The sequence below is a fragment of the Chitinilyticum piscinae genome (assembly GCF_015223195.1).
GTDB classification, from domain to species: domain Bacteria; phylum Pseudomonadota; class Gammaproteobacteria; order Burkholderiales; family Chitinibacteraceae; genus Chitinilyticum; species Chitinilyticum piscinae.
In genome coordinates this window covers 190,396-212,790 of record NZ_JADFUA010000003.1, presented here as the reverse complement: position 1 = coordinate 212,790, position 22,395 = coordinate 190,396, and the positions used below count along the sequence as shown (strand labels likewise).

Annotated in this window: 13 protein-coding genes; 11 read left to right on the top strand and 2 right to left on the bottom strand. The window is 59.8% G+C overall.

Going from position 1 to position 22,395, the window contains the following annotated elements:
- Nucleotides 1-6: 6 nt before the first annotated feature.
- Nucleotides 7-1,389 carry an HD-GYP domain-containing protein gene (locus INR99_RS17790; protein ID WP_194115587.1) on the bottom strand — a complete coding sequence of 461 codons (1,383 nt, stop codon included), beginning with the start codon at nucleotides 1,387-1,389 and terminating at the stop codon, nucleotides 7-9.
- 205 nt (nucleotides 1,390-1,594) lie between these two features.
- On the opposite strand from INR99_RS17790, the gene INR99_RS06885 reads away from it, so the two are divergent.
- The 6 genes from INR99_RS06885 (at nucleotide 1,595) to INR99_RS06860 (ending at nucleotide 7,966) form a co-directional block, all read left to right on the top strand.
- Nucleotides 1,595-2,683, top strand: a complete 1,089-nt coding sequence (locus INR99_RS06885; RefSeq protein ID WP_194115586.1) for an ABC transporter ATP-binding protein — start codon at nucleotides 1,595-1,597, stop codon at nucleotides 2,681-2,683.
- Nucleotides 2,684-2,697: 14 nt separating this feature from the next.
- Nucleotides 2,698-3,639 (top strand): ABC transporter permease, encoded by a 942-nt coding sequence (locus INR99_RS06880; protein WP_194115585.1) that lies wholly within the window; start codon nucleotides 2,698-2,700, stop codon nucleotides 3,637-3,639.
- Between the two features lie 8 nt (nucleotides 3,640-3,647).
- Nucleotides 3,648-4,427 (top strand): ABC transporter permease, encoded by a 780-nt coding sequence (locus tag INR99_RS06875; RefSeq protein WP_194115584.1) that lies wholly within the window; start codon nucleotides 3,648-3,650, stop codon nucleotides 4,425-4,427.
- Between the two features lie 95 nt (nucleotides 4,428-4,522).
- Entirely contained in the window at nucleotides 4,523-5,581 is a 1,059-nt protein-coding gene (locus tag INR99_RS06870) for a polyamine ABC transporter substrate-binding protein (RefSeq protein ID WP_194115583.1), read from the top strand.
- A 157-nt stretch (nucleotides 5,582-5,738) separates the two neighbouring features.
- Nucleotides 5,739-6,797, top strand: a complete 1,059-nt coding sequence (locus INR99_RS06865) for a polyamine ABC transporter substrate-binding protein (RefSeq protein WP_194115582.1) — start codon at nucleotides 5,739-5,741, stop codon at nucleotides 6,795-6,797.
- A 62-nt stretch (nucleotides 6,798-6,859) separates the two neighbouring features.
- Nucleotides 6,860-7,966 carry a VanZ family protein gene (locus tag INR99_RS06860; RefSeq protein WP_194115581.1) on the top strand — a complete coding sequence of 369 codons (1,107 nt, stop codon included), beginning with the start codon at nucleotides 6,860-6,862 and terminating at the stop codon, nucleotides 7,964-7,966.
- A 21-nt stretch (nucleotides 7,967-7,987) separates the two neighbouring features.
- Here the strand turns inward: INR99_RS06860 and INR99_RS06855 are convergent, their stop codons facing one another.
- Complete coding sequence (locus INR99_RS06855) at nucleotides 7,988-8,581, bottom strand: 6-pyruvoyl trahydropterin synthase family protein (protein ID WP_194115580.1); 594 nt, start codon at nucleotides 8,579-8,581, stop codon at nucleotides 7,988-7,990.
- A 187-nt stretch (nucleotides 8,582-8,768) separates the two neighbouring features.
- On the opposite strand from INR99_RS06855, the gene INR99_RS06850 reads away from it, so the two are divergent.
- The 5 genes from INR99_RS06850 to INR99_RS06830 all read left to right on the top strand — a co-directional run bounded on the left by INR99_RS06850 (nucleotide 8,769) and on the right by INR99_RS06830 (nucleotide 22,378).
- The gene (locus tag INR99_RS06850) at nucleotides 8,769-14,624 is read left to right on the top strand and encodes an alpha-2-macroglobulin family protein (RefSeq protein WP_194115579.1); all 5,856 of its coding nucleotides are present in this window, start codon (nucleotides 8,769-8,771) and stop codon (nucleotides 14,622-14,624) included.
- 292 nt (nucleotides 14,625-14,916) lie between these two features.
- Nucleotides 14,917-15,828, top strand: coding sequence for a hypothetical protein (locus INR99_RS06845; RefSeq protein ID WP_194115578.1), 912 nt, complete (start codon nucleotides 14,917-14,919; stop codon nucleotides 15,826-15,828).
- 143 nt (nucleotides 15,829-15,971) lie between these two features.
- The gene (locus INR99_RS06840; RefSeq protein WP_194115577.1) at nucleotides 15,972-16,784 is read left to right on the top strand and encodes a hypothetical protein; all 813 of its coding nucleotides are present in this window, start codon (nucleotides 15,972-15,974) and stop codon (nucleotides 16,782-16,784) included.
- Nucleotides 16,785-16,852: 68 nt separating this feature from the next.
- The gene (gene pbpC / locus INR99_RS06835) at nucleotides 16,853-19,126 is read left to right on the top strand and encodes a penicillin-binding protein 1C (protein WP_308431459.1); all 2,274 of its coding nucleotides are present in this window, start codon (nucleotides 16,853-16,855) and stop codon (nucleotides 19,124-19,126) included.
- 516 nt (nucleotides 19,127-19,642) lie between these two features.
- The gene (locus INR99_RS06830; RefSeq protein ID WP_308431458.1) at nucleotides 19,643-22,378 is read left to right on the top strand and encodes a chitinase C-terminal domain-containing protein; all 2,736 of its coding nucleotides are present in this window, start codon (nucleotides 19,643-19,645) and stop codon (nucleotides 22,376-22,378) included.
- The last annotated feature ends 17 nt before the right edge of the window (nucleotides 22,379-22,395 follow it).

Here is a 22,395-nt window from a genome sequence, read left to right as displayed (position 1 = left end):
TACGGTTCAGCCCTGGAAGTATTCGGAGGGGTCAATGCCGTAGCTGCCCAGCGGCAGTTCGCGGCGGATGCTGATCGGGATATTGGCAACCGTGGTCGGGTTGCTCATGAGGTCAATGATCTGTGGACGGGCATGAGGTTCTTTGTCCGGCCCCAGTATCAGCAGGATCTTGGGTTTGAGCCGACGGGTACGGCTCTGGCTGATCACGATGCCGACATCACCACACGAGAGCTCGACCAGCGAGCCGACATGAAAGATGCCGATGCACTGGGCAAACTGCTCCACCAGTGCCGGATGGAAGTAGCGCTCGCCCCATTTGTAGAGCAGCTGCAGTGCCTCGTAGACGCTTTTGCTGCTGGAGTAGGCGCGGTCACTGATCAGTGCGGTGAAGCAGTCGACAATCCCGGCCATGGCCCCGAAGAGTCCAATGGCTTCGCCCTTGAGTTTCATGGGGTAGCCACTGCCATCGTGCCGTTCGTGATGGCGGGCAACGGTGTCAAAGACATCCGGGTGGACGCCTTCGAGCTGATTGAGAATGTCGAGACTGTGCTGCACGTGCGTTTTCATCAGCATGAATTCGCCTGGCGAAAACCGCCCTTCGCGTTGCAGCAATTCATCGGGCAGGCGCAGCTTGCCGATATCGAGCATCAGTGCGGCCAGTCCCAAGTTGTGCAGATCCTGCTTCGGGTAGCCCAGGTGCCGGCCAAACGCCAGCAGGTAGACCGCCGCATCGACAGCGTGACTGTAGCTGTACCGGTCGCGCTGGCGCAGCTGGGTCAGCCAGAGCAGGGCATTCGGGTTGCGCACGATTGAATCGACCATCGAATCGACGACATCATGGATCGCTTCGGTGCGTGGCTGCAGTTCGGCGCGAATTGCGTCGGCAAACTGCTCGATTTTCTCTTCCGCGGAGCGGTGAATGACGGTGGCTTCCGGGAGCTCCTGCTCGACGCTGCGTACATCCTCGTAGAGGATGATCGGTTCATCCTGGGGCGGTGCGCTGCCGGTGATGCTGGTGTGCCGACGGCGCCAGAAGCTGAAGAAATTGCGCAGTTCGCGCAGGATGTTCAGGCGTTCGCGCCGCTCGGCCTGCAGCTGGGCTTCTTTCTGGGCCAGGCCCGGGCGTTGCAGTTGCAGGTCTTTACTTGCATCCAGTTCACGCCAGCCTTCCGCATAACGATCGGCCAGATGCCGCCACTGCGCGAAGCCGCCAGTGGAGCGATCCAGGTCGACCTCGACTTGCTGGCAGTATTCGACCAGATCATCGAGCTGTTGCTGGGTTTCCAGCAGAAAACCCTGCAGCAAGAAAGGCGTGTCCAGCCACGGGCGATCCAGCTCCGTGATGAACAGCCCGAAGGCCAGGTCGGTGACGTTAATGCGAAGTTCCACAGTGGTATCGGGGTGTGCAGTATGCTTACATGGGTTTGGCGTTCAAATTGATTATAACTGGCCGTCCCCGGGAAAATGCCAGCTTGCAGCCAACGTTTTGCAGAAAAAAACTGCACTACCGCAAACAGTGGGGGTGTGGGCGCTATTTTTCCCCCTAAATCAGGGATTTTGCTAGAATATCCGCCGTTTTTTTACGAGGATTATCATGGCCCTCCTGGAGATCCGCGACGTCGTCAAGCGGTTCGGCGATTTCACCGCCGTCAATCATGTCAGCCTGTCGGTGGAAGCCGGCGAGTTCTTCACGTTGCTGGGGCCGTCCGGCTGCGGTAAAACGACGCTGCTGCGCATGCTGGCTGGCTTCGAACAGCCGGATTCGGGCGAGATCATCCTCGATGGCGTGAATGTGGCCAATGTGCCTCCGGAAAAACGCCCGGTGCATACGGTGTTCCAGAATTACGCGCTGTTCCCGCACATGACCGTGGCGCAAAACATCGCCTTTCCACTCAAGATGGCCGGAGTGCCCCAGTCGGAAATCGCCGGCCGGGTGGATGAGCTGCTCGAAGATGTCCGCCTGCAGGAATTTGCCAAGCGCTATCCGCATGAATTGTCCGGTGGTCAGCGGCAGCGCGTGGCCATTGCCCGGGCGCTGGTCAACCGTCCCAAGCTGCTGCTGCTGGATGAGCCGCTCTCAGCGCTGGATGCCAAGCTGCGCGAACAGATGCAGATCGAGCTGATCACGCTGCAGAAAGAAGTTGGCATTACTTTTGTCTACGTGACGCACGATCAGGGCGAGGCGCTGGCGCTGTCGCACCGCATAGCGGTAATGAGCCGTGGCCAAGTCGAGCAGCTGGATGCGCCCGAGCACATCTACAGCTATCCGAAAAGCCGCTTTGTCGCTGATTTTATCGGCCAGTGCAATCTGCTGGACGCAACCGTGCTGGATGTCGGCACCGACCGCATGACCGTTGAAATTGCCGGCGTTGGCCAGTGTCACGTGCTGCCAGTGGCCGGTGCGGCTGCAGGCCAGAAGGGCTGCCTGACGCTGCGTCCGGAGAAAATCAAGCTGGGCGCTACCCTGCCGGCAGATGATTCCGACGAAGTCCATTTCAAGGGCAAGGTGCACGATTGCCTGTATCTGGGTGATGTGACCATCTACATTGTCGAGCTGGACAACGGCATGCTGGTGGAAACCATGCTGCCCAATTCCGCACCGGGCCGGGCGAAATTCTTCGATGACAATGATCTGGTCGAGCTGGCCTGGCGTTATGACGCCGGCCACTTCATTCTGGGGTGATGGAGCCAAGCACGATGTCCAAACCCGTTTACGGCCGGGTCGGCCGTTTTGCCAAGTGGCTGATTTCCGCGCCGCCGCTGGTCTACCTGTTGATTTTTTTCGCGCTGCCAGCGCTGATCATGATGTTCGCCGCCTTCCGTTTTCCCGGCGATTACGGCGGTCTGCTGCCGCTGACCGAGGTGGACCCGGAAACCGGCAAGCAGACTGTGCTGATCACGCTGGATACCTGGCGTGATTACCTGACTTTCGAGAATTTCGGCCGCTTCTTCGAGGATGCCATCTACCTCGAGCTGTTTATCAAGTCATTCTGGTATGCCGGGCTGACCACGCTGATCTGCCTGATTCTGGCTTACCCGCTGTCCTGGCTGATTGCACGCAGCAACAAGAAAACCCGCGACCTGCTGGTGCTGCTGGTGATTCTGCCGTTCTGGTCGAATTTCCTGATCCGGGTATACGCGTGGATGATCATCCTCGGCCCGCAAAGTTACTTCAGCCGGATGCTCAATGGCTTTCTGGGCTGGTTCGGCATCGAGCCGGTGTCGCTGCTCTTCTCGCAATTTGCCGTGATCATCGGTCTGGTTTATGTGCATCTGCCCTTCATGGTGCTGCCGCTGTACGCCAACTTGGAAAAGCATGACATGTCGCTGCTGGATGCCGCGCAGGATCTGGGCGCCAACGCCTGGCAGCGCTTCTGGAAAGTAACCTGGCCGCTCAGTCTGCCCGGTGTCTGGGCTGGTGTGGCGCTGGTGTTCATTCCGGCGCTGGGCATGTTTGCGATTCCGGATCTGCTGGGGGGCACCAACAGCATGATGATCGGCAATCTGATCAAACAGCAATTCCTCGACAGCCGTGACTGGCCGTTCGGTTCGGTGCTGTCGATCATGCTGACGCTTTCCGTGCTGCTGCTGGCAGCGGTCGCCGCATGGGCGGGCAGCCGCCACAAGAAGAAGGATTGAGGCGCGTTATGAACAAGGTTTCCCGCTGGGTATGGGGTGCGGCAATTGGCGTATACGCTTTCCTGTATCTGCCGCTGGCGATTGTGGTGCTGTTCTCGTTCAATGATTCCAATCTGAACGCGGAATGGGTCGGCTTCACGCTGAAATGGTACGTGATGCTGTTCAATGACGAGGTGATGCTGGAGGCAGCACTCAATACGCTGGGGATCGGGCTGGTCACCTGCGTGGTGGCCACCGTGCTGGGCACCCTGGCCGGCTATGCCATGTACAAATGGAGGCTGCGACTGCTGCCGGTACTGGTGCTCACGCCGATTGCCATCCCCGAGATTCTGATGGGGGTATCGCTGCTGATCTTCTTCGTCATGCTGAACATGACGCTGGGGCTGGTGTCGATCACACTGTCACACATCGCGTTCTGCATCGGTTTTGTCGCGATTGTCGTGCGTTCGCGCCTGCAGGGCATGGACGAATCGCTGGTCGAGGCCGCACGCGATCTGGGCGCCTCGCCGGCCATGGCGTTCCGCAAGATCACGCTGCCGCTGATCATGCCCGGCATCATCGCCGGTGCCCTGATGGCGTTCACGCTGTCGATCGATGATTTCGTGATCAGCTTCTTCACCGCCGGTGTCGGTTCCAACACCCTGCCGCTGGAGATCTACTCGCGCGTGAAGGTGCCGATGAAGCTCAATCCGGAAGTGAATGCGGTCTCCACCTTGCTGATGATGCTCACTCTGTCACTGATCTTGATCGTAAGCAGGGTTGCCCCCAATGCCCTGCGGGCAGAATAGCGGGGTATCGTTCGCCCCTCAAAGGCGGCCAGTAGCGGATCAGTCTGCTGCTGGCCGTTTTGTTTTGTCACTGCTGACTGATCGGAGGATCTGACATGAAGTACTGGTTGGTGATGCTGGCTTTGCTGGCAGGCACGGCGCAGGCTGCCGATGAGCTGAATCTGTTCAACTGGAACAACGCGGTGGCGCCGGCCACCATCAAGAAATTCGAGGCGCAATGCCGGTGCAAGGTCAAGGAGACCTACTTCGGCTCGATGGAAGAAGCGCTGGCCAAGCTCTCCGCCGGAGCCAAAGGCTTCGACGTGATTGGGCCATCCAATTACGGCATTCCGCCGCTGGCCAAACAGGGCCTGCTGCAGCCGCTGGACAAGGCCAAACTGCCTAACCTGAAAAATCTGAATCCGGCATTTGCCAATACGCCGCTCGACCCGAACAACCAGTATTCGGTGCCGTATGATTTCACGGTCACCCTAGTTGGGTATAACGCCACAAAGCTTAAAGAAATTGGCGTTCAGGCGGATACCTGGGCGGTGGTGTTTGATCCGGCCATTCTGGCCAAAATTCGCGGCAAGGTGACGGTGCTGGATGATCCGCGCGAGGTGATTGCGGCGGCTTTGCGCTATAACGGCTTCTCGGCCAATTCGACCAATCCGGACGAGCTGAAAAAAGCGATCGCGACCATCAAGGCTGCCAAGCCCTACTGGGCCGCCTTCAACAGCCAGAGCTACATCAAGGAGCTGACGCTGGGCAATATCTGGGTCGCGCTGGGGTATTCCAACGACATGTACCAGGCTCAGCAGGATGCTAGAGCGGCCAAGCGTGCGTTTCAGTTGGCCTACGGATTGCAGAAGGAAGGCAATGGCATGACGGCCGACAGCTTTGTCATCAGCAAATCGGCACCGCGCCCGGATCTGGCCATCCAGTTCATCCACTTCATGCTGGAGGGGCAGAATGCGGCAGAAATCACCAATGCCATCGGCGCCGGCAACCCGAATGCCGCCGCCAAGCCCTTTATCCGCAAGGAATTGCTGGCCGTGCCCGCCATCAACCCCGATGCCACCCAGGCGAGCCGGCTGGAGCAGTTGGCTGATCAGGATGGCAAGACGCGGCGAGCCTGGAACAAGGCCTGGACGGAACTCAAGCTGCAGCGTTAAGTCCAAGCGACCGATTTGCAACATGGCCGGTGCAGACCGGCCATGTTGTCTTAAAGCGTGGCATAATCCGCGCGTGCCGGTTTCCGGCTTTTTCCTGTCATGGCCGGCACTTAGCGCCGGTTCGTTCTCCTAATGCCTTGTCTGGGGTCGCTCTGAGATGAAAAAACTGTTGCTGGGTCTGTTTGTGGTCATGGGTGCTGCACATGCCGAAGACACACTGCATGTGTACAACTGGAACAACTACATTGCTCCGGAAACCGTGAAACGCTTCGAGGCCGACTGCAAGTGCAAGGTGGTGCAAGATTACTACGGCTCGATGGAAGAAATGCTGGCCAAGCTGTCTGCCGGTGCCAAGGGCTATGACGTGGTAGTTCCGACCGGCTTTGCGATTCCGCCGCTGGTGAAGCAGAACCTGGTTCAACCGCTGGACAAAGCCAAGCTGGCCAACTTCAAGAACGTCAATCCGGCCTTCCTGAACAGCCAGTTCGACAAGGGCAACCAGTTCTCGGTACCGTATGCGTTCACCACCACGCTGCTGGGTTACAACGAAACCAAGCTGAAGGAACTGGGGGTGGATGCCTCCTCCTGGGCAGTGATTTTCGATCCGAAGGTACTGGAAAAGATCAAGGGCAAGGTCACCGTACTGGATGACAGCCGCGAGCTGTTTGCGGCCGCGCTGATGTACAACGGCTTCTCGGCCAACTCGACCAACCCGGACGAATGGAAAAAAGCCGCCGAAACCATCAAGACCGCCAAGCCTTACTGGGCTGCGTTCAACACCCAGTCCTACATCAAGGAGCTGACCGTCGGCAATATCTGGGTTGCCCATGGCTACTCTAACGACATGTTCCAGGCCCAGCAGGATGCCAAGGCTGCCAAGCGCAAGTTCACCCTGAACTACACGCTGCAGAAGGAAGGCAATACCCTGTCGGTGGATAACATGATGGTGCTGAAGACCGCGCCGCGTGCCGATCTGGCGCACAAGTTTGTCAACTTCATGCTCGATGGCAAGAATTCGTCCGAGCTGACCAATATGATCGGCTCGGGCAACCCGAACAGCGCCGCGGTGGCCTTCGTGAAGCCGGAAATCAAGTCGATCTCGGCTGTATTCCCGAATGCCGACGCCCAGAAGAAGCTGCAGCAGCTCAATGCCCTGGAAGGCAAGCAGCTGCGCGAACTGAACAAGCTGTGGACCCAGGTGAAGACGGCTCGCTAAAGCGCAGACCGGTCTAGCTGCTACAATCAGGGCGTGCCGGTCTGGCACGCCTTTTTCTTGCCATGAGCAAACTACCCCCGATCAGTCTGCTGGCGCGCCGTATGGCGCCAACCCATATGGCACCGGCCTTCACGCTGGCGTGGACGCTGGTGCTGCTGATCGTCAGCTTCTATCCCTTCAGCGAATGGCACTACGCCGGCCAGCCGCTGCTCGAATTCTATTTCTATCCGCTGCCCTACTATTTCACGGTCTTTGACAATGCCGTGAACGTCCTCGCCTATGTCCCACTGGGCGCCGGTTTGCTGCTCTGCATGCGGCCGCGCTGGGGGCGACTGCTGCTTGCCGTGCTGGGCGGGACGCTACTGTCAGCCGGCGTCGAGTTCATCCAGCAGTTCCAGCCGGACCGGATTGCATCCAATCTGGACATCATCAGCAATGCCTGTGGTTCGCTGATCGGCGCGACGGCCGCGCTCTTGCTCAGTGGCCGGCGCTGGCAGCGCTTCTGGCTGGTCTTCCGGCACAGCCACTTTGCCGGTGGTCGCTGGGTGGAATGGGGACTGGTGTGGCTGGTGTTCTGGTTCATCACCCAATTCGACCCTTCGCAGCCCTTTCTCGGTGTGGTCGTCGAGCCTGCCGACTTGCCCCAGGTGTTCGAGACGCCGTTTGCCGATCCGAAGCTGCAATTGCGCTTGCTCGAGGCCGGTGGCGTCATGCTGAATCTGCTGGGGGTCGCGCTGTATGTTTCGGTGCTGATGAAGCACACCTGGCAGGGGCCGCAGGCGATGCGGCGCGTACTGGCGGCCGGATTGCTGGTCAAGCTGGCCTTTGCCGGCATGCTGCTCAAGCCGGCCAAATTCTTTGCCTGGGTAAACAGCAGCGTGCTGTTTGGTGCACTAGCCGGCGCCTTGCTGCTGGTGCTGCTGTGGCGGCTGCAGCGACGCTGGCGTGCCTTGCTGGGGTTGCTCTCGCTGGCGCTGGCATCGCTGGTGAGCTGGCTGTGGCCGCTGTCTCCACAATTGTCGGCAACGCTGCCCTTGTTCCGCTGGCAATACGGCCATCTGCTGCATTTCAATGGCCTGTCCGGCATCATTACCGATCTGTGGCCCTACGTCGCCATGCTGGTTCTGATAGGTGTACTTGTATCCCCTCGGGATCCTCAGGATATATAGCCTTCGTGGCTATACCCTTGCTCAGGGGACTTGTCGAGGCGGCGTGCTGTTTTCGAAGCGAGCGCCCGCCAGCAGCTTGCGATAAAGCTGCGGATCGCGCCACTCGGCCTGGCACTGTTCCGAGAAGACAATCTCTTCCAGGCGGATTTCACCCATCCGCGGGTTGTAGGCGTCGTGACGGAAAGCCTGGGCGTAGCCGGTTTCGGTTTCGTGGGCAATGACCGAGTGCAGGCGGATGTCGGCCTCGCCATTGGCCATGACGGTCTGCTGCAGGATGCGGTCAATGATGACGAAAAACAGCCGGGCGAACTGCTCGGCCGAGGGCGATACCGGCATCGCGATCCAGCGGGCGGAAAACTGCTTGCACAGGCGGATGTATTCTTCCTCATCCCGATCCCAGAAACAGATCGCGTGGTCGAAGGCATCGATCACGTCGCGGATATTCCCCTTCATCAGACCGAAGTCATACACCATCTGGCCGTGATCCAGCGCGTCTGCTTCCAGCAGCACTTCCACCTTGTAGCTGTGGCCGTGGATGGAGGTGCTGCAACGCAGCGAACTGCAATTGCGCACGATGTGGGCGCTTTCAAACTTGAACAACTTGCGGATCAGCATGGGGTTTCCTTCGACGAATCAGTGGTTTTATCAGAAGCCCCGCGTGCCGACAAGGCGGATTTTCCGCGCAACTGCAGTATGTTTCGTGAGGCTTTTCACTACCCATGCCAAAATCCGCGGCTTTTGATGGTGTGTCGTCAGTCTTAATGGCTACAATCCGTAAATCATTCTGACGCGGTATGAAATCATGGTCGCATTGCGCCGTTGCCTTGGCTGGCTGCTCACTTTTGCCTGCACTGCGGGAGCCCTGGTCGGGCGCCTGGCTGCGGCGCTTTTCGGTCAGTGGCAGGCTCCGGCATGGTTGCGCTGGCTGGGACAGAGACTGCGCGGCATGCTTTGCTGGCTGGCGGATCGGCCGAAAGTTGCTGCGCTGGTGCTGGTACTGATGGCGCTGGCACTCGTTGGCGGTGTACACGGCTGGAAGTGGTACCGTAGCCTGCCCAAGCCACTGGTCGTTGAAGTGCAGCTCACTGCGCCGGAAGCGACCGATTACGACGTCGAGCGCCCCGCGCCCAATCCGCTGGTCATCGAGTTCGGCGAGGCCGTGGCACCGCTGGAGCAGATCGAGAAACCCTTTGATGTGGCTGATAGCAGCAAGGGTATCCGCCTTGAGCCGGAAATTGCCGGGCAGTGGCAGTGGGAAAACGACCGCCGGCTGGTCTTTACCCCCAAGAGTGATTGGTCGGTTGCTCAGGCATTTACCGTCGAAATTGCCAAAACGGGCGCGCTGAAGGCCGATGTGAAGCTGGCTGAGTACGAACCCGAATTCCGCTCGGCCGCCTTTACTGCCAAGCTGGTGGAAAGTCAGTTCTATCAGGATCCGACCGACCCGAATCTGAAAAAGCTGGTTGCCCATGTGCATTTCAGCCATCCGGTGAATGCCGAAGAGGTTGAAAAGGCCATCGAGCTGAATCTCGGTAGCGGCCTGCAGTGGCAGGCTGCTGGCGACAAGCCGTTCAGCGTCACGCTCGACAAGCAGAAGGTGAATGCCTACATCCATTCGGCACCACTGGCGATCCCGCGCGAAGACAGCACCATCGAGCTTGAAATGGCGCGTAGCGTGCGTGCCGCGGCCGGAGGAAACAAGCTTGCCGAAGCCATCAAGGCGGAGGTCACCGTGCCTGGGCTGTATTCGTTGCGCTTCAACGAAATCGGCATGACGCTGGTGGATAACGAGCGCTACGAACCGGAGCAGGTGCTGGTGTTTGGCAGCAATGTGCCGGTGGCAACCGAGGCGCTGCAGGGCAAGGTTCAGGCCTGGCTTCTGCCCGAGTTCCATCCCGATACCGCTACTGACAAACGTCGTGAGCCGGAAGGCTGGGGATTGTCGCGCATCAGCCGCAAGGTGCTGGATGCCGCTGCGCCTTTGCCGCTCACTGCCGTTCCGGGGGCCGAGAAACACAACCAGCAGCATGGCTTCAAGTTCAAGGCGCCAGTAGGCCGTTACATCTATGTGACGATTGCCAAGGGGGTCCCGGGCTTTGGTGGCTACCAGTCCGGTCAGGCTGTTGCCGGACTGTTCCGGGTCGAACCTTACCCGAAGGCGGTCAAGCTGCTCTCGCAAGGCGCGCTGCTCTCGCTGTCCGGTGAGCGCAAGATCGGCTTTGTTGCCCGCGGACTGAAGGGCGTTCGCGTCGAGATCGGCCGTGTGTTGCCCGGCCAGTTGCAGCATCTGGTGGAAAGCAGCTCCAGTTTTGCCAAGCCTGATATTTCGCCGAATATCGCCGACACGCTGACCGAACGGCTGGTGGAAAACCGGACGCTTCCACCGCAGGAGCCGGGCAAGGCGGTGTATGACAGTGTCGACATGGGCGCCTATCTGAATGGAGCAGCTGGTAACCGGCGCGGCCTGTTCCTGGTGCGCCTGAGCGAATTCGATCCCGCCCATCCGAAGAACGAATCGAATGAACCGGTGGATAACCGTTTGATCCTGCTGACCGATCTGGGCATTCTGGCCAAGAAGGGGACTGACGGCTCGACCGACGTCTTCATCCAGTCGCTCGCCACCGGGCTGCCGGTTGCCGATGCCCGTGTTGAGGTAATCGGCCGCAACGGGCTGGCTGTGCTCGGTGTGCAGACCGATGCCTCGGGGCACGCACGCCTGCCGGTGCTGAAAAATTACCAGCGCGAGAAAGAGCCGCTGCTGATTCTCGCCAGTCGCGGCGAGGACTTCTCTTTCCTGCCGCTCACGCGGGCTTACGAGCGCCTGCTGGACATGTCTCGCTTTGACGTCGGTGGCATCGAGAATGCTGCAACACCGCAGCAATTGAATGCCTTTGTCTTTAGTGATCGCGGCCTGATCCGCCCGGGGGAAACGGCACATCTTGGTGTGATCGTGCGTACCGCAAACTGGCAGGGGCAGCTGGCCGGGTTGCCGCTGGAGGCCGAAATCACCGATCCGCGCGGGCTGCCGGTCTACAAGCAGCAGATCAAGCTCGACCCCACCGGCTTTGACACGCTGGACTTCGCCAGCAGCGATACCTCCGTAGCCGGTGATTATCAGCTGGGCGTGTATCTGGTGAAGAATGGCCAGCGCGGCGAGCAGATCGGTACGGGCAGCTTTGCCGTACGTGATTTCGAGCCGGACCGCCTCAAAGTGAACGCGGTGCTGGGCAAGCGCCAGACCGAGGGCTGGCTGAAGCCGGAGGAAGTCACCGCGCAGGTTTCGGTGCTGCAGCTCTTCGGTGCGCCGGCGGCCGGGCGCCGGGTCGAGGGCGAGATGGTGCTCAGCCCGACGATTCCCGCGTTCAAGAGCTGGCCGGGTTACCACTTTACCCCGATGGGCAGGTTTGACGAGCCGGTGCGCGAGCAGCTTGCCGCCGCCACGACCAATGATGCCGGTGATGCCAGTCTGGCACTCAACCTCACCCGTTTTGCCCGTGCAACTTATCGCCTGCATCTCACGGCGCGCGCCTTCGAGGCGGGCAGTGGCCGTGGTGTGGCGGCCGAAGCGGCCACGCTGGTTTCCTCCGCGCCATACCTGGTGGGGGTGAAGCCCGACGGTGCGCTGGATTTCGTCGCGCGCGGCAGCAAGCGCGCGGCCAGCTGGATTGCCGTGGGCCCGGATCTGAAACCACAGGCGGTGAATGACCTGAAGCTGGCACTGGTCGAGCGGCGCTTTGTATCGGTACTGACCAAGCAATCCGATGGCACCTACAAGTACGAATCGCGCAAGAAGGAAGTGGTTCGCGACGAGAAACCATTCAGCCTGGCAGCTGCGGCAAGCAACCTGCCGCTGCGTACCGATGAGCCGGGAGATTTTGCCCTGGTGATCAAGAATGCCGATGGGCTGGAGCTTAATCGACTGGAATATACGGTTGCCGGTGATGCCAACCTCAGCCGCTCGCTGGAGCGCAACGCCGAGTTGCAGATCACGCTGAACAAAAAGGGCTATGCCGCCGGAGAAACCATCGAGCTCAATATCCGCGCGCCGTACACCGGCGCAGGGCTGATTACCATCGAGCGGGACAAGGTTTACCAGCACGTCTGGTTCAAGGCCGATACCACCAGCTCGGTGCAGAAAATCACGGTTCCGGAGGGGCTGGAGGGCAATGGTTACGTCACCGTGCAATATTTGCGCGACCCTGCCTCGAGCGAAGTCTTCATGAGCCCGCTGTCGTTTGGTACTGTGCCTTTCGAGGTCAATCGCGAGCGGCGCCAGCTTGATATCAAGCTCGACGCACCGGGTGAAATCCGCCCGGGGCAGGCGCTGGCACTGCGCGTGCAGAGTGCGCAGCCCAGCCGCATGGTGCTGGTCGCGGTAGATGAGGGCATTCTGCAGGTCGCACGTTACAAGACGCCGCAACCGCTGGATCATTTCTTCCAGAAGAAGGCGCTTGACGTTCAGACCACACAGATTCTTGATCTGCTGTTGCCCGAATTCTCGCGCCTGATGCAGACGGCGGCGCCTGGCGGCGATGCCGAAGGTGCGCTTGGCCGACATCTCAACCCCTTCAAGCGCAAGCGCCAGCCGCCGGTTGCCTACTGGTCAGGCATGCAGGACATCGGGCCACAGGCCAAGACGCTGAACTGGACCGTTCCGGACACCTTCAATGGCAAGTTGCGCGTGTTCGCCATAGGGGTTACGGCGGATCGGGTCGGTGTGCGCGAAGTCGGCGTGCTGGTGAAGGGCGATCTGATCCTTTCGCCGAATGTGCCGCCTGCCGTGACGCCGGGCGACGAGTTCACCGTCAGCGTTGGTGTTTTCAACAACATGAACCAGCCGGCCAAGGTCAGCCTGCAAAGCAAGCTCGGCCCCGGGCTGACGCTGGTAAAAGGCCCGACCGTACTCGAGATCGGCGCGCAGCGCGAGCAGGTCGCCGAGCTGACGCTGAAAGCCACCGAGCAGCTGGGTGATGCCGCGCTGACGTTTGTGGCTAGTGCCAATGGCAAGCAAGGGCGAGCGCTGGACAGCATCAGCGTGCGTCCGGCATCGGTCTATCGCACGGCCGTCACGCTGGGCAGCTTCAGCAAGAGCGAGCTCGCGCAGCCGCTGACCCGCCAGCTCTACCCCGAACTGCGCAAGGTTGAGTTGGCCGTGGGCGCTTCGCCCTTGTTCTGGACCAGTGGGCTATCGCAGTATCTCGAAGGCTATCCCTACGGTTGTACCGAACAGATGGTGAGCAAGGCGCTGCCGGCGTTGCTGCTGACACCCGAAGCCGAGCGCAGCAGCGGCAAATCGCTGAAGACCTTCCAGATCACCTTGCGCGCGCTGCGCGAACGGCAGAATGATGATGGCGGATTCGGGCTGTGGGCCGCCAATCCGGTCGGTAGCGACATGGCCTCGCTGCATGCGCTGCACTATCTGCTGGAAGCACGCGAGCGTGGTTTGCCGGTGCCGCCGGAAATGCTGAGCAGCGGCCAGGAGTGGCTGTCGCAATTTGCCAGTGGCGAAAGCCGCGGTCTGGCGGGAGCCCGCGATCGTGCGCGTGCCATCTACCTGCTGACCCGCATGGGTGAAATGACCAGCGGCCAGCTGGCCAGTCTGCAGCAGGAGCTGGATGCCCGCTACGCCAGGCGCTGGCAGAAGGACCTGACCGCGGCCTACATGGCCGCCAGCTACAAGCTGCTCAAGCAGGATGCGCTGGCGCTGAAGCTGCTGCGCGGCGTGCCCTGGGCTGCAGACGGGCAGACGCAGGACAAGGACGACATCTATTACGATCCGCTGCTGCACGACGCCGGCAAGCTCTATCTGACATCAACCCACTTCCCGACCGAGCTCGACAAGGTCGGCATGGATGTCCTGCAGCGCATCAGTCAGCGCGTCTCGACGCAGCAGTACCAGTCGCTCTCGGCCGCCTATCTGCTGCTGGGGCTGTCGGCCTACGACACGGCCCAGCGGCGCAACGGGCTGATGCTCACCGCCAGCGAAACGCGTGCCGCTGGCATCGTGCCGCTGACGCTGGGAACGGGGGCTCTGGAGCGGAGCAAGCTGTCGCCACAGGCAACCGGTTTCCGCCTGCTGAAACAGGGCGATGGCACGGCCTTTTTTGCGCTGGCCGAATCCGGTTTCGATCGCAAGACACCTGCAGGCGCACTCAAGCAGGGGCTGGAAGTCACCCGTGATTATCTGGGGCTGGATGGCAAGGAACTGAAGTCACCGAAAATCGGCGAGGAATTTCTGATTCGCCTGCGCATCCGTTCCACCGGCAAGGAAGGGGTTGACCAGGTGGCGCTGGTTGATTTGCTGCCTGGCGGGGTAGAGGTGGTGTATCGCCCACCGGCTCAGGTCAATCAGAGTGCCGATGGCGATACTGGCGAGGGTATGGCAGACGGGGAGGGTGAGGGTGCTGCCCGCCCTGCGTGGGAGCCGCCGCTGGGAGAGGCCAAGCAGAGCAATTGGGCCATCGACTATCTGGATGCCCGCGAAGACCGCGTGGTGCTCTATGGCTACGCCGGTCCGGATGCGCAGACCTTCACCTACCGTGTGCGCGCAACGCATGCCGGCACCTTCACCGCACCGGCCCCGTTTGCTGAGGCCATGTACAAGCCGCAGGTGCAGGCGCGAGGCGTTAGCCGCAGCGTGCAGATTGTGAAGCCATAAGCAGTTTGAGTAGCTTGTCACCGGCGACAGGATTTATATCGTGTCGTCGGTTTTCTCTCTCCATGTGCTAAATACCTCCTGAATTTGCTCTTCGCTGCAGTCATCAGCTTCTTTGCTGCGTTGCCTTCAAGCATCATCTTGGTGCTGTGCTTGTTTCATGCTCTGCAAGTCGTAGCAGTGCCCGTCTTTTGATGCAGGCAAGCTTTCTTAAGACACCCACTATCCTCTTTGCAGGTTGGGTTCAACTCTGATTGTGTGATGTTCTTGATACTGAGGTGAGGATTTGTTTGGCTTGGCGGTTCTTATGGTGCTTGCGGTTACAGCGTTTATCCCGCTGTATCTATCCTATCGGATTGGAGTTCGGAAATATCCGGATGGTGGTGCACGCATGTGGTGTTGCTGCGCATCCTGGCTTTTCATCTTTACTGCGCCGTTAAGTTTGGATACGTTGATTGGCCTGCCATATGCGTGGGCCATATGCAGTGAAGTCGGAGGGCTGCATCGTGATGGAGCAACTATTCCTTCGTCTATCTATATCAATCTCGACCATGTGATTGTGACTGGCGAGATGAGAAGGTGGTTGATTATCCGCAAGCCGGAAGGGCAGAAACTAACTATTAACGGTAGTGAGATTTTTGATCTGGTGGTGAAGAAACATATGCTCTTAGAGCTATCTATGGGAGGTCGAGTTAGCCGTTTTGAAACTCTAAATAAGTCTGTTGGCAAGTGTGTGCCTACTGAATTGAATTCAGATATGGACTTGCCAGTGTTTTCAGGTTTGAAAGTGGCTGGCTGCTTGTTAGTCGGAGATGAGGTGCAAGGCATCGAGGCGGAAGTGGAGACAGAGGGCCGACACGTCGCAGAATCCAAGCCGCTTATACTTTGTTTGCGTAAAGAATTTCCTCAGCAAGACCAATTGAGCAGGTGTTTGAAGATGACCGGGAATGTAGTAAGGACAGCTCCGGCTGAAGTCGTATACGAGCAGTCGAAATTACCCTTTCTTCCGAAGGTGGAGCGATTTGTTCTGAGCAAAGATGGTGTGAAAATGGCTTCATATGGGTGGGTGAATCATGCTAATCGTAGTTGGTTGCCGTGGCTTGACTGGCCTTTGAGTGTCGCTTTTCCTGGGGATTGCGTCTGCCGACTTGATCCGAAAACTCCCATATTCTGGTCGCTATTAAGCAGCAATGATTCTCTGCAATGAATTGCCATTCCTTTGTACTGAAGCTGCGTAACTGCTGCTTGATGGCTGTAATCCCACAGGCCTGCATAGGCTTCTGGCCTCACGTGCAATATCAATCGATTGTGAATCAGAAGTGTTGGCTCGGTGGCGCTGGATTGCTGCTCATGCTGCATCTATCCGGCTGCAGCAATTCACCGGGAAGTCCTTGCGAGTCGAATGACACCAGTCTCTGCCTGATGGGGGATATGGTGGCGATGGCGGCCCTCGTTCCTGTCAAACAGCTCGCCGATGCTCAGGAAAAAGCTGCTCGGGGTGCGATTCAGGGGCCGCCAAGACCAACGCGGCTGGAGTCCTTTACCGCACTGGTGCATGAATCGAATACCGGTGATCTGGCAGCACAACGGGTGTGTGTGGAACGCTGCTATCTGGATTCCCGGGAGTTGAATCAAGCAGATGTCGGGTATGCGGCTCAGCAATACGCCGCGCAACAACTGCTGCAGCAGGCTGAGCGCGAGCCGGGTAGCGTGGATGAGCTGTCACAGGCCCTTGCTTGCCTGCATCTTGCGAGCGAACCCGCAGCGGAGGGTCGGGCACTGTTGCATCCCGACATGATACGACGAGGTTGGGCGCTGGCCCGCGCTTGGACTCCGGAGCAGCGCCAGCAGTTTTCCGGACGAAATAGCGTGCATTACGTGCATGAATACCAGCAGCAACTGGCGGGGGCCATGTTTCAGCTGTATGTACGTAGCCAGCCAGCTGAGCGGCAATGGGCTGTGTGGCAAGGCTGTGTCAGCAATCCGGCGCTACCGGAGCCGGGGATTACTCCTGCAGGCTGGTCACGAGTAGAGGTGTGTATGAACGCCTGGCGGTTTGGCGCCAGCCCGCGCAGTATCGAGAACGGTGTGCGATACATCCCTCGTGAGCTTGGTGCGCAGTGGCTGAGCGATGAAGCCCGGATGGCGCGAGTGCCACAATGATGGGATTGGGGCGTACTTTGTTCTATCGTCTTTGGGCGCTGCTCCGAAACCCGCGAGCGCGGGGAGTGGTGCTGCTGGTCATTGTGCTGGCGGCTGTCCGTTTCTGGCCCCATGCCCCGCTATCGCAGTGGTTGCCCGGCTCGACGGCGGTGATGTCGCGCGACGGGCAGCTGTTGCGCCTGACGCTGGCCAGTGACGAGCGCTATCGCCTGTGGATTCCGCTGGAACAGATGTCGCCGCAGCTGGTCGAGGCGGTACAGCTTTATGAAGATCGCTGGTTCTACTGGCACCCCGGCGTGAATCCCTATGCGCTGGCGCGCGCCGCCGTCGCGACCTACAGCGGTGGCAATCGGCAGGGCGGTTCGACGCTGACGATGCAGCTGGCGCGACTGGCCTACCGGCTGGATACGCGCACGCCTGCCGGCAAGCTTGAGCAGATGGCCTGGGCGGTGTGGCTGGAGCTGCGCTACAGCAAGCGCGAGCTGCTGGAGGCCTATCTGAATTACGCGCCCTACGGGCGCAATATCGAAGGCGTGGCGGCGGCCAGCCTGATCTATTTCGGCAAGCCGGCCGACAGGCTCACCCTGCCCGAGGCGATGACGCTGGCCGTGATTCCGCAGGCACCGAACCGCCGGGCCGGACGCGGCGAGTCGCTAACCGCGGCACGCCAGCGGCTGTTGCTGCGCTGGATCGATGCCGGCAAGCCCTTGAGCCAGACCGAGCGGCAATTGCTGGCGCTGCCCGTGCCGGCTCGCCAGCTGCAGCACCTGCCTTTCCGTGCGCCGCACGCGGTCGAACAGATTCTGGCCGAGACCGCGCAGCGGCAGCCGGTGCTGACGACCACACTGGATGCCGGCCTGCAGCAGCTGGTCGAGCGCCAGCTGGCGCGCTATCTGGCACAAACTGCGCCACGAGGGGTGCACAATGCCTCGGTGCTGTTGCTTGATACGCGCGATATGGGGATCCGGGCGCTGGTGGGGTCGGCGGATTATCACTCCGCCGAGATCGCCGGCCAGGTCAACGGCTCGCTGGCCAAGCGCTCGCCGGGGTCGACGCTTAAACCTTTGCTCTACGCTCTGGCGCTTGATCAGGGGCTGATTCACCCCAATAGCGTGCTGAAGGATGCCCCAACCGCTTTTGGCCCCTATCAGCCGGAAAACTTTGATGGCCGCTTTGCCGGCCCGGTGACCGCGACCGAGGCACTGGTGCGCAGCCGCAATGTGCCGGCGGTCTGGCTTGCGAGCCAGTTGCGCCATCCCAATCTCTACGACACGCTCAAGGCCGCAGGGGTCTCGCGCTTGCAAAGCGAGCAGCACTACGGCCTGGCGCTCGCGCTGGGAGGTGGCGAGTTGAGCATGCAGGAGCTGGCTGGGCTGTATGCCATGCTGGCCAACGACGGCGTATTGAAACCGCTGCGGCTGGATGATTCCGTAGTCGCTCGCAAGGAGGGTACAAGACTGCTCTCGCCTCAGGCGAGCTTTCTGGTACTGGACATGCTGCTGCAGAATCCCCGGCCGGATGGCCTGGCGGCTGCGCGTCGCGATGGCTGGCCGATTGCCTGGAAAACCGGCACATCGTGGGGTTTCCGCGATGCATGGACGGCAGGTGTCGTTGGCCCCTATGTCCTGGTCGTCTGGCTGGGCAATTTCGACAACCGCAGCAATCCCGCGCTGGTCGGCGTCGACATGGCGGCCCCGCTGTTCTTCCGCATCGCCGATGCGCTGCCGCTGGCGCGCCCGTCCGACCGGCCCGTGCCACGCCTGCCCCCCAATGGGGTGAGCCGTGTCGCCATCTGCGCAGATAGTGGGGATCTGCCGAACCAGTGGTGCCCGCGCACCGTGCCGGGCTGGTTCATACCCGGCAAATCACCGATTCGCGTCAGTACGCTGCACCGGCCGGTGATGATCGATACCCGCAGCGGCAGGGCGGCCTGTCCGCCCTACGACCCGCAGCACACGCGGCAGGAGATATACGAATTCTGGCCCAGTGACCTGGCTAGGGTATTTCGTGAGGCGGGTATGCCGCGCAAGGCACCGCCAGCTATGAGTTGTGGGGCAATACCTTCCATTGTGGATGCGCCCCCCCGCATTACTTCACCCCTGCGTGACGTGGTCTATACGCTGCGACAGGGCAGGGGAGAGGAAACGATTGCGCTGCAAGCGACGGCCGCCGCGGATGCCCGGACCTTGTACTGGTTCGCTGATCGCGCCCTGCTGGGGAGCAGTAGTGCCGGCGGCAGTGGGCTGGCCTGGCGGCCGGACAGGGCGGGGATCTACCAGCTTAGTGTCGTCGATGATCTGGGACGCAGCAGCAGCCGGCAACTGACGATCGACTATCAATAATTACTAACGAGTAATAGCATGTAATTTACTAGAAAGTACATTGCCGATGAACGGTAGGTGAAAAACCGGTTTGTTGTTCCGTAAATGTGACTACATCCACGGGGCAGACAAAACTTTTTTTCTGACAGACTACAGATTTTTTGCTGGATTTACCTACATAAGAATCTGCTGATTTGATTCATTTTGGTGCGGTGCAATGATGACATCTCTATGAAAATCATGGAAAAAAAAGAGCTGGCGCATGTTGGTGCGGCGCGTCTTTACAGTGGTGCGTGTAGTCTTTCTATTTTGTAAGTAATAGGGTGAACAACTTAGGCGGGAACTACGGTTCCGGATGGTTGACAAGCCTGACAAGTTGCGACGTAATTGACTCGCGACTGGAATAGCAAGCCCCTCACAACTCCAATGCGCAGTACCAGACGACCTTAAAACTTACAAAGCAGGGTCGCAGAAAACTGAAGGGGCGCGGCCGGTTGACCTGATGGGTTATCGCCAAATTTGATGAGGAGCTCTTCGATGTCCCCGTTTAAACTCAAAGCAATGGCCGTTCTGCCGGTGGCCATGCTTGCCTCTTATGCCCATGCCTACCCGCAATGGGCTGAAGGCAACACCTACAACGCTGGTACTTATGTGACCTATCTGGGCACGGATTACCAGGCGCTGGTTACTCACACTGCCTATGTCGGTACTGGCTGGAATCCGAAAGATTCCCCGACCCTGTGGAAATCGGTAGGCACTTCGACTGCCACTCCGACCCCGACTGCTACCCCGGCTCCGACTGCTACCCCGGCTCCGACCGCTACACCGGCTCCGACCGCTACACCGGCTCCGACGGCTACTCCGACTCCGGCTGCAGGTTGCTACCAGGCCTGGAACGCCAGCACCGCTTATGCCGGTGGCGCACAAGTCACCTTCAATGGCCGCAACTATCAGGCCAAGTGGTGGACTCAGGGCGATGATCCGACCAAGTCCGGCGAATGGGGCGTGTGGAAGGATCTGGGCGCTTGTGGCGCTACCCCGACTCCGACGGCTACCCCGACTCCGACGGCTACTCCGACTCCGACGGCTACCCCGACTCCGACGGCTACCCCGACTCCGACGGCTACCCCGACTCCGACGGCTACCCCGACTCCGACGGCTACCCCGACTCCGACGGCTACTCCGACTCCGACGGCTACTCCGACTCCGACGGCTACTCCGACTCCGACGGCTACTCCGACTCCGACTCCGACACCGACCGGTACCCCGACCGGCAACTGTCAGCCGGATGGCCTGGTATCCAGCGTGGCCAACGTACCGTACTGCACCGTGTATGACTCCGAAGGTCGCGAGAAGCTGGCCAATGGTCTGCAACGTCGCGTGATCGGTTACTTCACCAGCTGGCGTACCGGCAAGAACGGCCAGGTTGCCTATCTGGCCAAGGACATTCCTTGGAAGGATCTGTCCCACATCAACTACGCCTTCGCCCACATCGACAGCAATAACCGCGTTTCCGTGAACGAAAACGTGGCTGGCAACGAAGCGACCGATATGGAATGGCCGGGCGTAGCCGGCGCAGAAATGGATCCGACCCTGCCGTACAAGGGCCATTTCAACCTGCTGAACAAGTACAAGAAGCTGAACCCGGGTGTGAAGACCCTGGTGTCGATCGGCGGCTGGGCCGAGACTGGCGGTTACTTCGGTGCTGACGGCAACCGTGTGGCTTCCGGTGGCTACTACACCATGACCACCAATGCCGATGGTTCCATCAACTACGCCGGCATCAATGCCTTCGCTGATTCCGTAGTGGCGTTCCTGAAGAAGTACAACTTCGACGGCGCGGATCTGGACTACGAATATCCGACCACCATGGCCAAGGCCGGTAACCCGCTCGACTGGGGTGTATCCGAGCCGCGCCTGAAGGGTCTGCAGGCGTCCTACCGCGAACTGCTGAAGGTACTGCGCACCAAGCTGGACGAAGCTAGCGTGAAGGATGGCAAGTATTACATGCTGACCATCGCTTCGCCGTCTTCCGGCTACCTGCTGCGCGGCATGGAAACCTTCCAGGCTGTTCAGTACATGGATTACGTCAACATGATGACGTATGACCTGCACGGTGCCTGGAACGAGTTCGTTGGTCCGAACGCAGCGCTGTTCGACGATGGCAAGGATGCCGAGCTGGCCAAGTGGTCGGTATATACCACTGCCGCTTACGGTGGTATCGGCTACCTGAACACCGACTGGGCTTACCGCTACTTCCGCGGCTCCCTGCCGGCAGGTCGCATCAACGTCGGTGTTCCGTACTACACCCGTGGCCACAAGGATGTTACTGGTGGCACCAACGGTCTGTGGGGTACTTCGCCGAAGTCCACCAACTGCGGCCCGGGTCTGACCGAGTGTGGTGTGGGTGCTCTGGGCATCGACAACATCTGGCACGATCTGGATCAGAACGGCAAGGAAATGGGTGCCGGTTCCAACCCGATGTGGCACGCCAAGAACCTGGAGAAGGGTATCGCTGGTTCCTATCTGGGCATGTACAACCTGAAGGCTTCCGATCTGGTCGGCAAGTATGACCGCTACTACGATGCAACTCTGGTTGCCCCGTGGCTGTGGAATGCCCAGAAGAAGGTGTTCATCTCCACGGAAGACGAGCAATCCATCCAGAAGAAGGCCGAGTGGATCAACGCCAACGGTATCGGCGGCGCGATGTTCTGGGAACTGGCGGGTGACTATGACTGGAATGCTGCGAAGGGCGAGTACGAAATCGGTTCGACTCTGACACGCCTGCTGGCTTCCAACTTCCGCACTGCATCCCCGATGGGCGCAACCCGCTCCAAGGTGGCCATGCCTGCAGAGGCAGTTCAGCTGCAGTTCGAAATGACCGATTTCAAACTCGGTGACCAGAACTATCCGCTGAATCCGAAGCTCAAGATCACCAACAAGGGTGCAACGGCGATCCCGGGTGGCAGCAAGATCCGCTTCCAGTATCCGGTATCCGCTCCGGGCGCAATGACCGATCAGTCCGGTGCCGGCCTGAAGACCATTGCTTCCGAGCATACTGGTAACAATATTGGCGGCTTCAAGGGTGACTTCCACACCGCCGAGTTTGCCATCCCGTCCTGGCAGTCCATCGCCCCGGGTGCAAGCATCGACGTTACCCTGAACTACCACCTGCCGATCTCCGGTCCGAGCAACTACATCGTGACTATCAACGGCAAGCAGTACGCTGTTAGCCAGGAATATCCGAACAAGCCGGTTGCCAAGCTGCAATAAGCTAAACGGATGACAGT

Excerpts from the sequence above, each read along its gene's own strand:
- INR99_RS06885 (WP_194115586.1), top strand. The coding sequence starts at position 1,595 with ATGGCCCTCCTGGAGATCCGCGACGTCGTCAAGCGGTTCGGCGATTTC.
- INR99_RS06880 (WP_194115585.1), top strand. The coding sequence starts at position 2,698 with ATGTCCAAACCCGTTTACGGCCGGGTCGGCCGTTTTGCCAAGTGGCTG.
- INR99_RS06875 (WP_194115584.1), top strand. The coding sequence starts at position 3,648 with ATGAACAAGGTTTCCCGCTGGGTATGGGGTGCGGCAATTGGCGTATAC.
- INR99_RS06870 (WP_194115583.1), top strand. The coding sequence starts at position 4,523 with ATGAAGTACTGGTTGGTGATGCTGGCTTTGCTGGCAGGCACGGCGCAG.
- INR99_RS06865 (WP_194115582.1), top strand. The coding sequence starts at position 5,739 with ATGAAAAAACTGTTGCTGGGTCTGTTTGTGGTCATGGGTGCTGCACAT.
- INR99_RS06860 (WP_194115581.1), top strand. The coding sequence starts at position 6,860 with ATGAGCAAACTACCCCCGATCAGTCTGCTGGCGCGCCGTATGGCGCCA.
- INR99_RS06855 (WP_194115580.1), bottom strand. The coding sequence starts at position 8,581 with ATGCTGATCCGCAAGTTGTTCAAGTTTGAAAGCGCCCACATCGTGCGC.
- INR99_RS06850 (WP_194115579.1), top strand. The coding sequence starts at position 8,769 with ATGGTCGCATTGCGCCGTTGCCTTGGCTGGCTGCTCACTTTTGCCTGC.
- INR99_RS06840 (WP_194115577.1), top strand. The coding sequence starts at position 15,972 with ATGCTGCATCTATCCGGCTGCAGCAATTCACCGGGAAGTCCTTGCGAG.
- INR99_RS06830 (WP_308431458.1), top strand. The coding sequence starts at position 19,643 with ATGTCCCCGTTTAAACTCAAAGCAATGGCCGTTCTGCCGGTGGCCATG.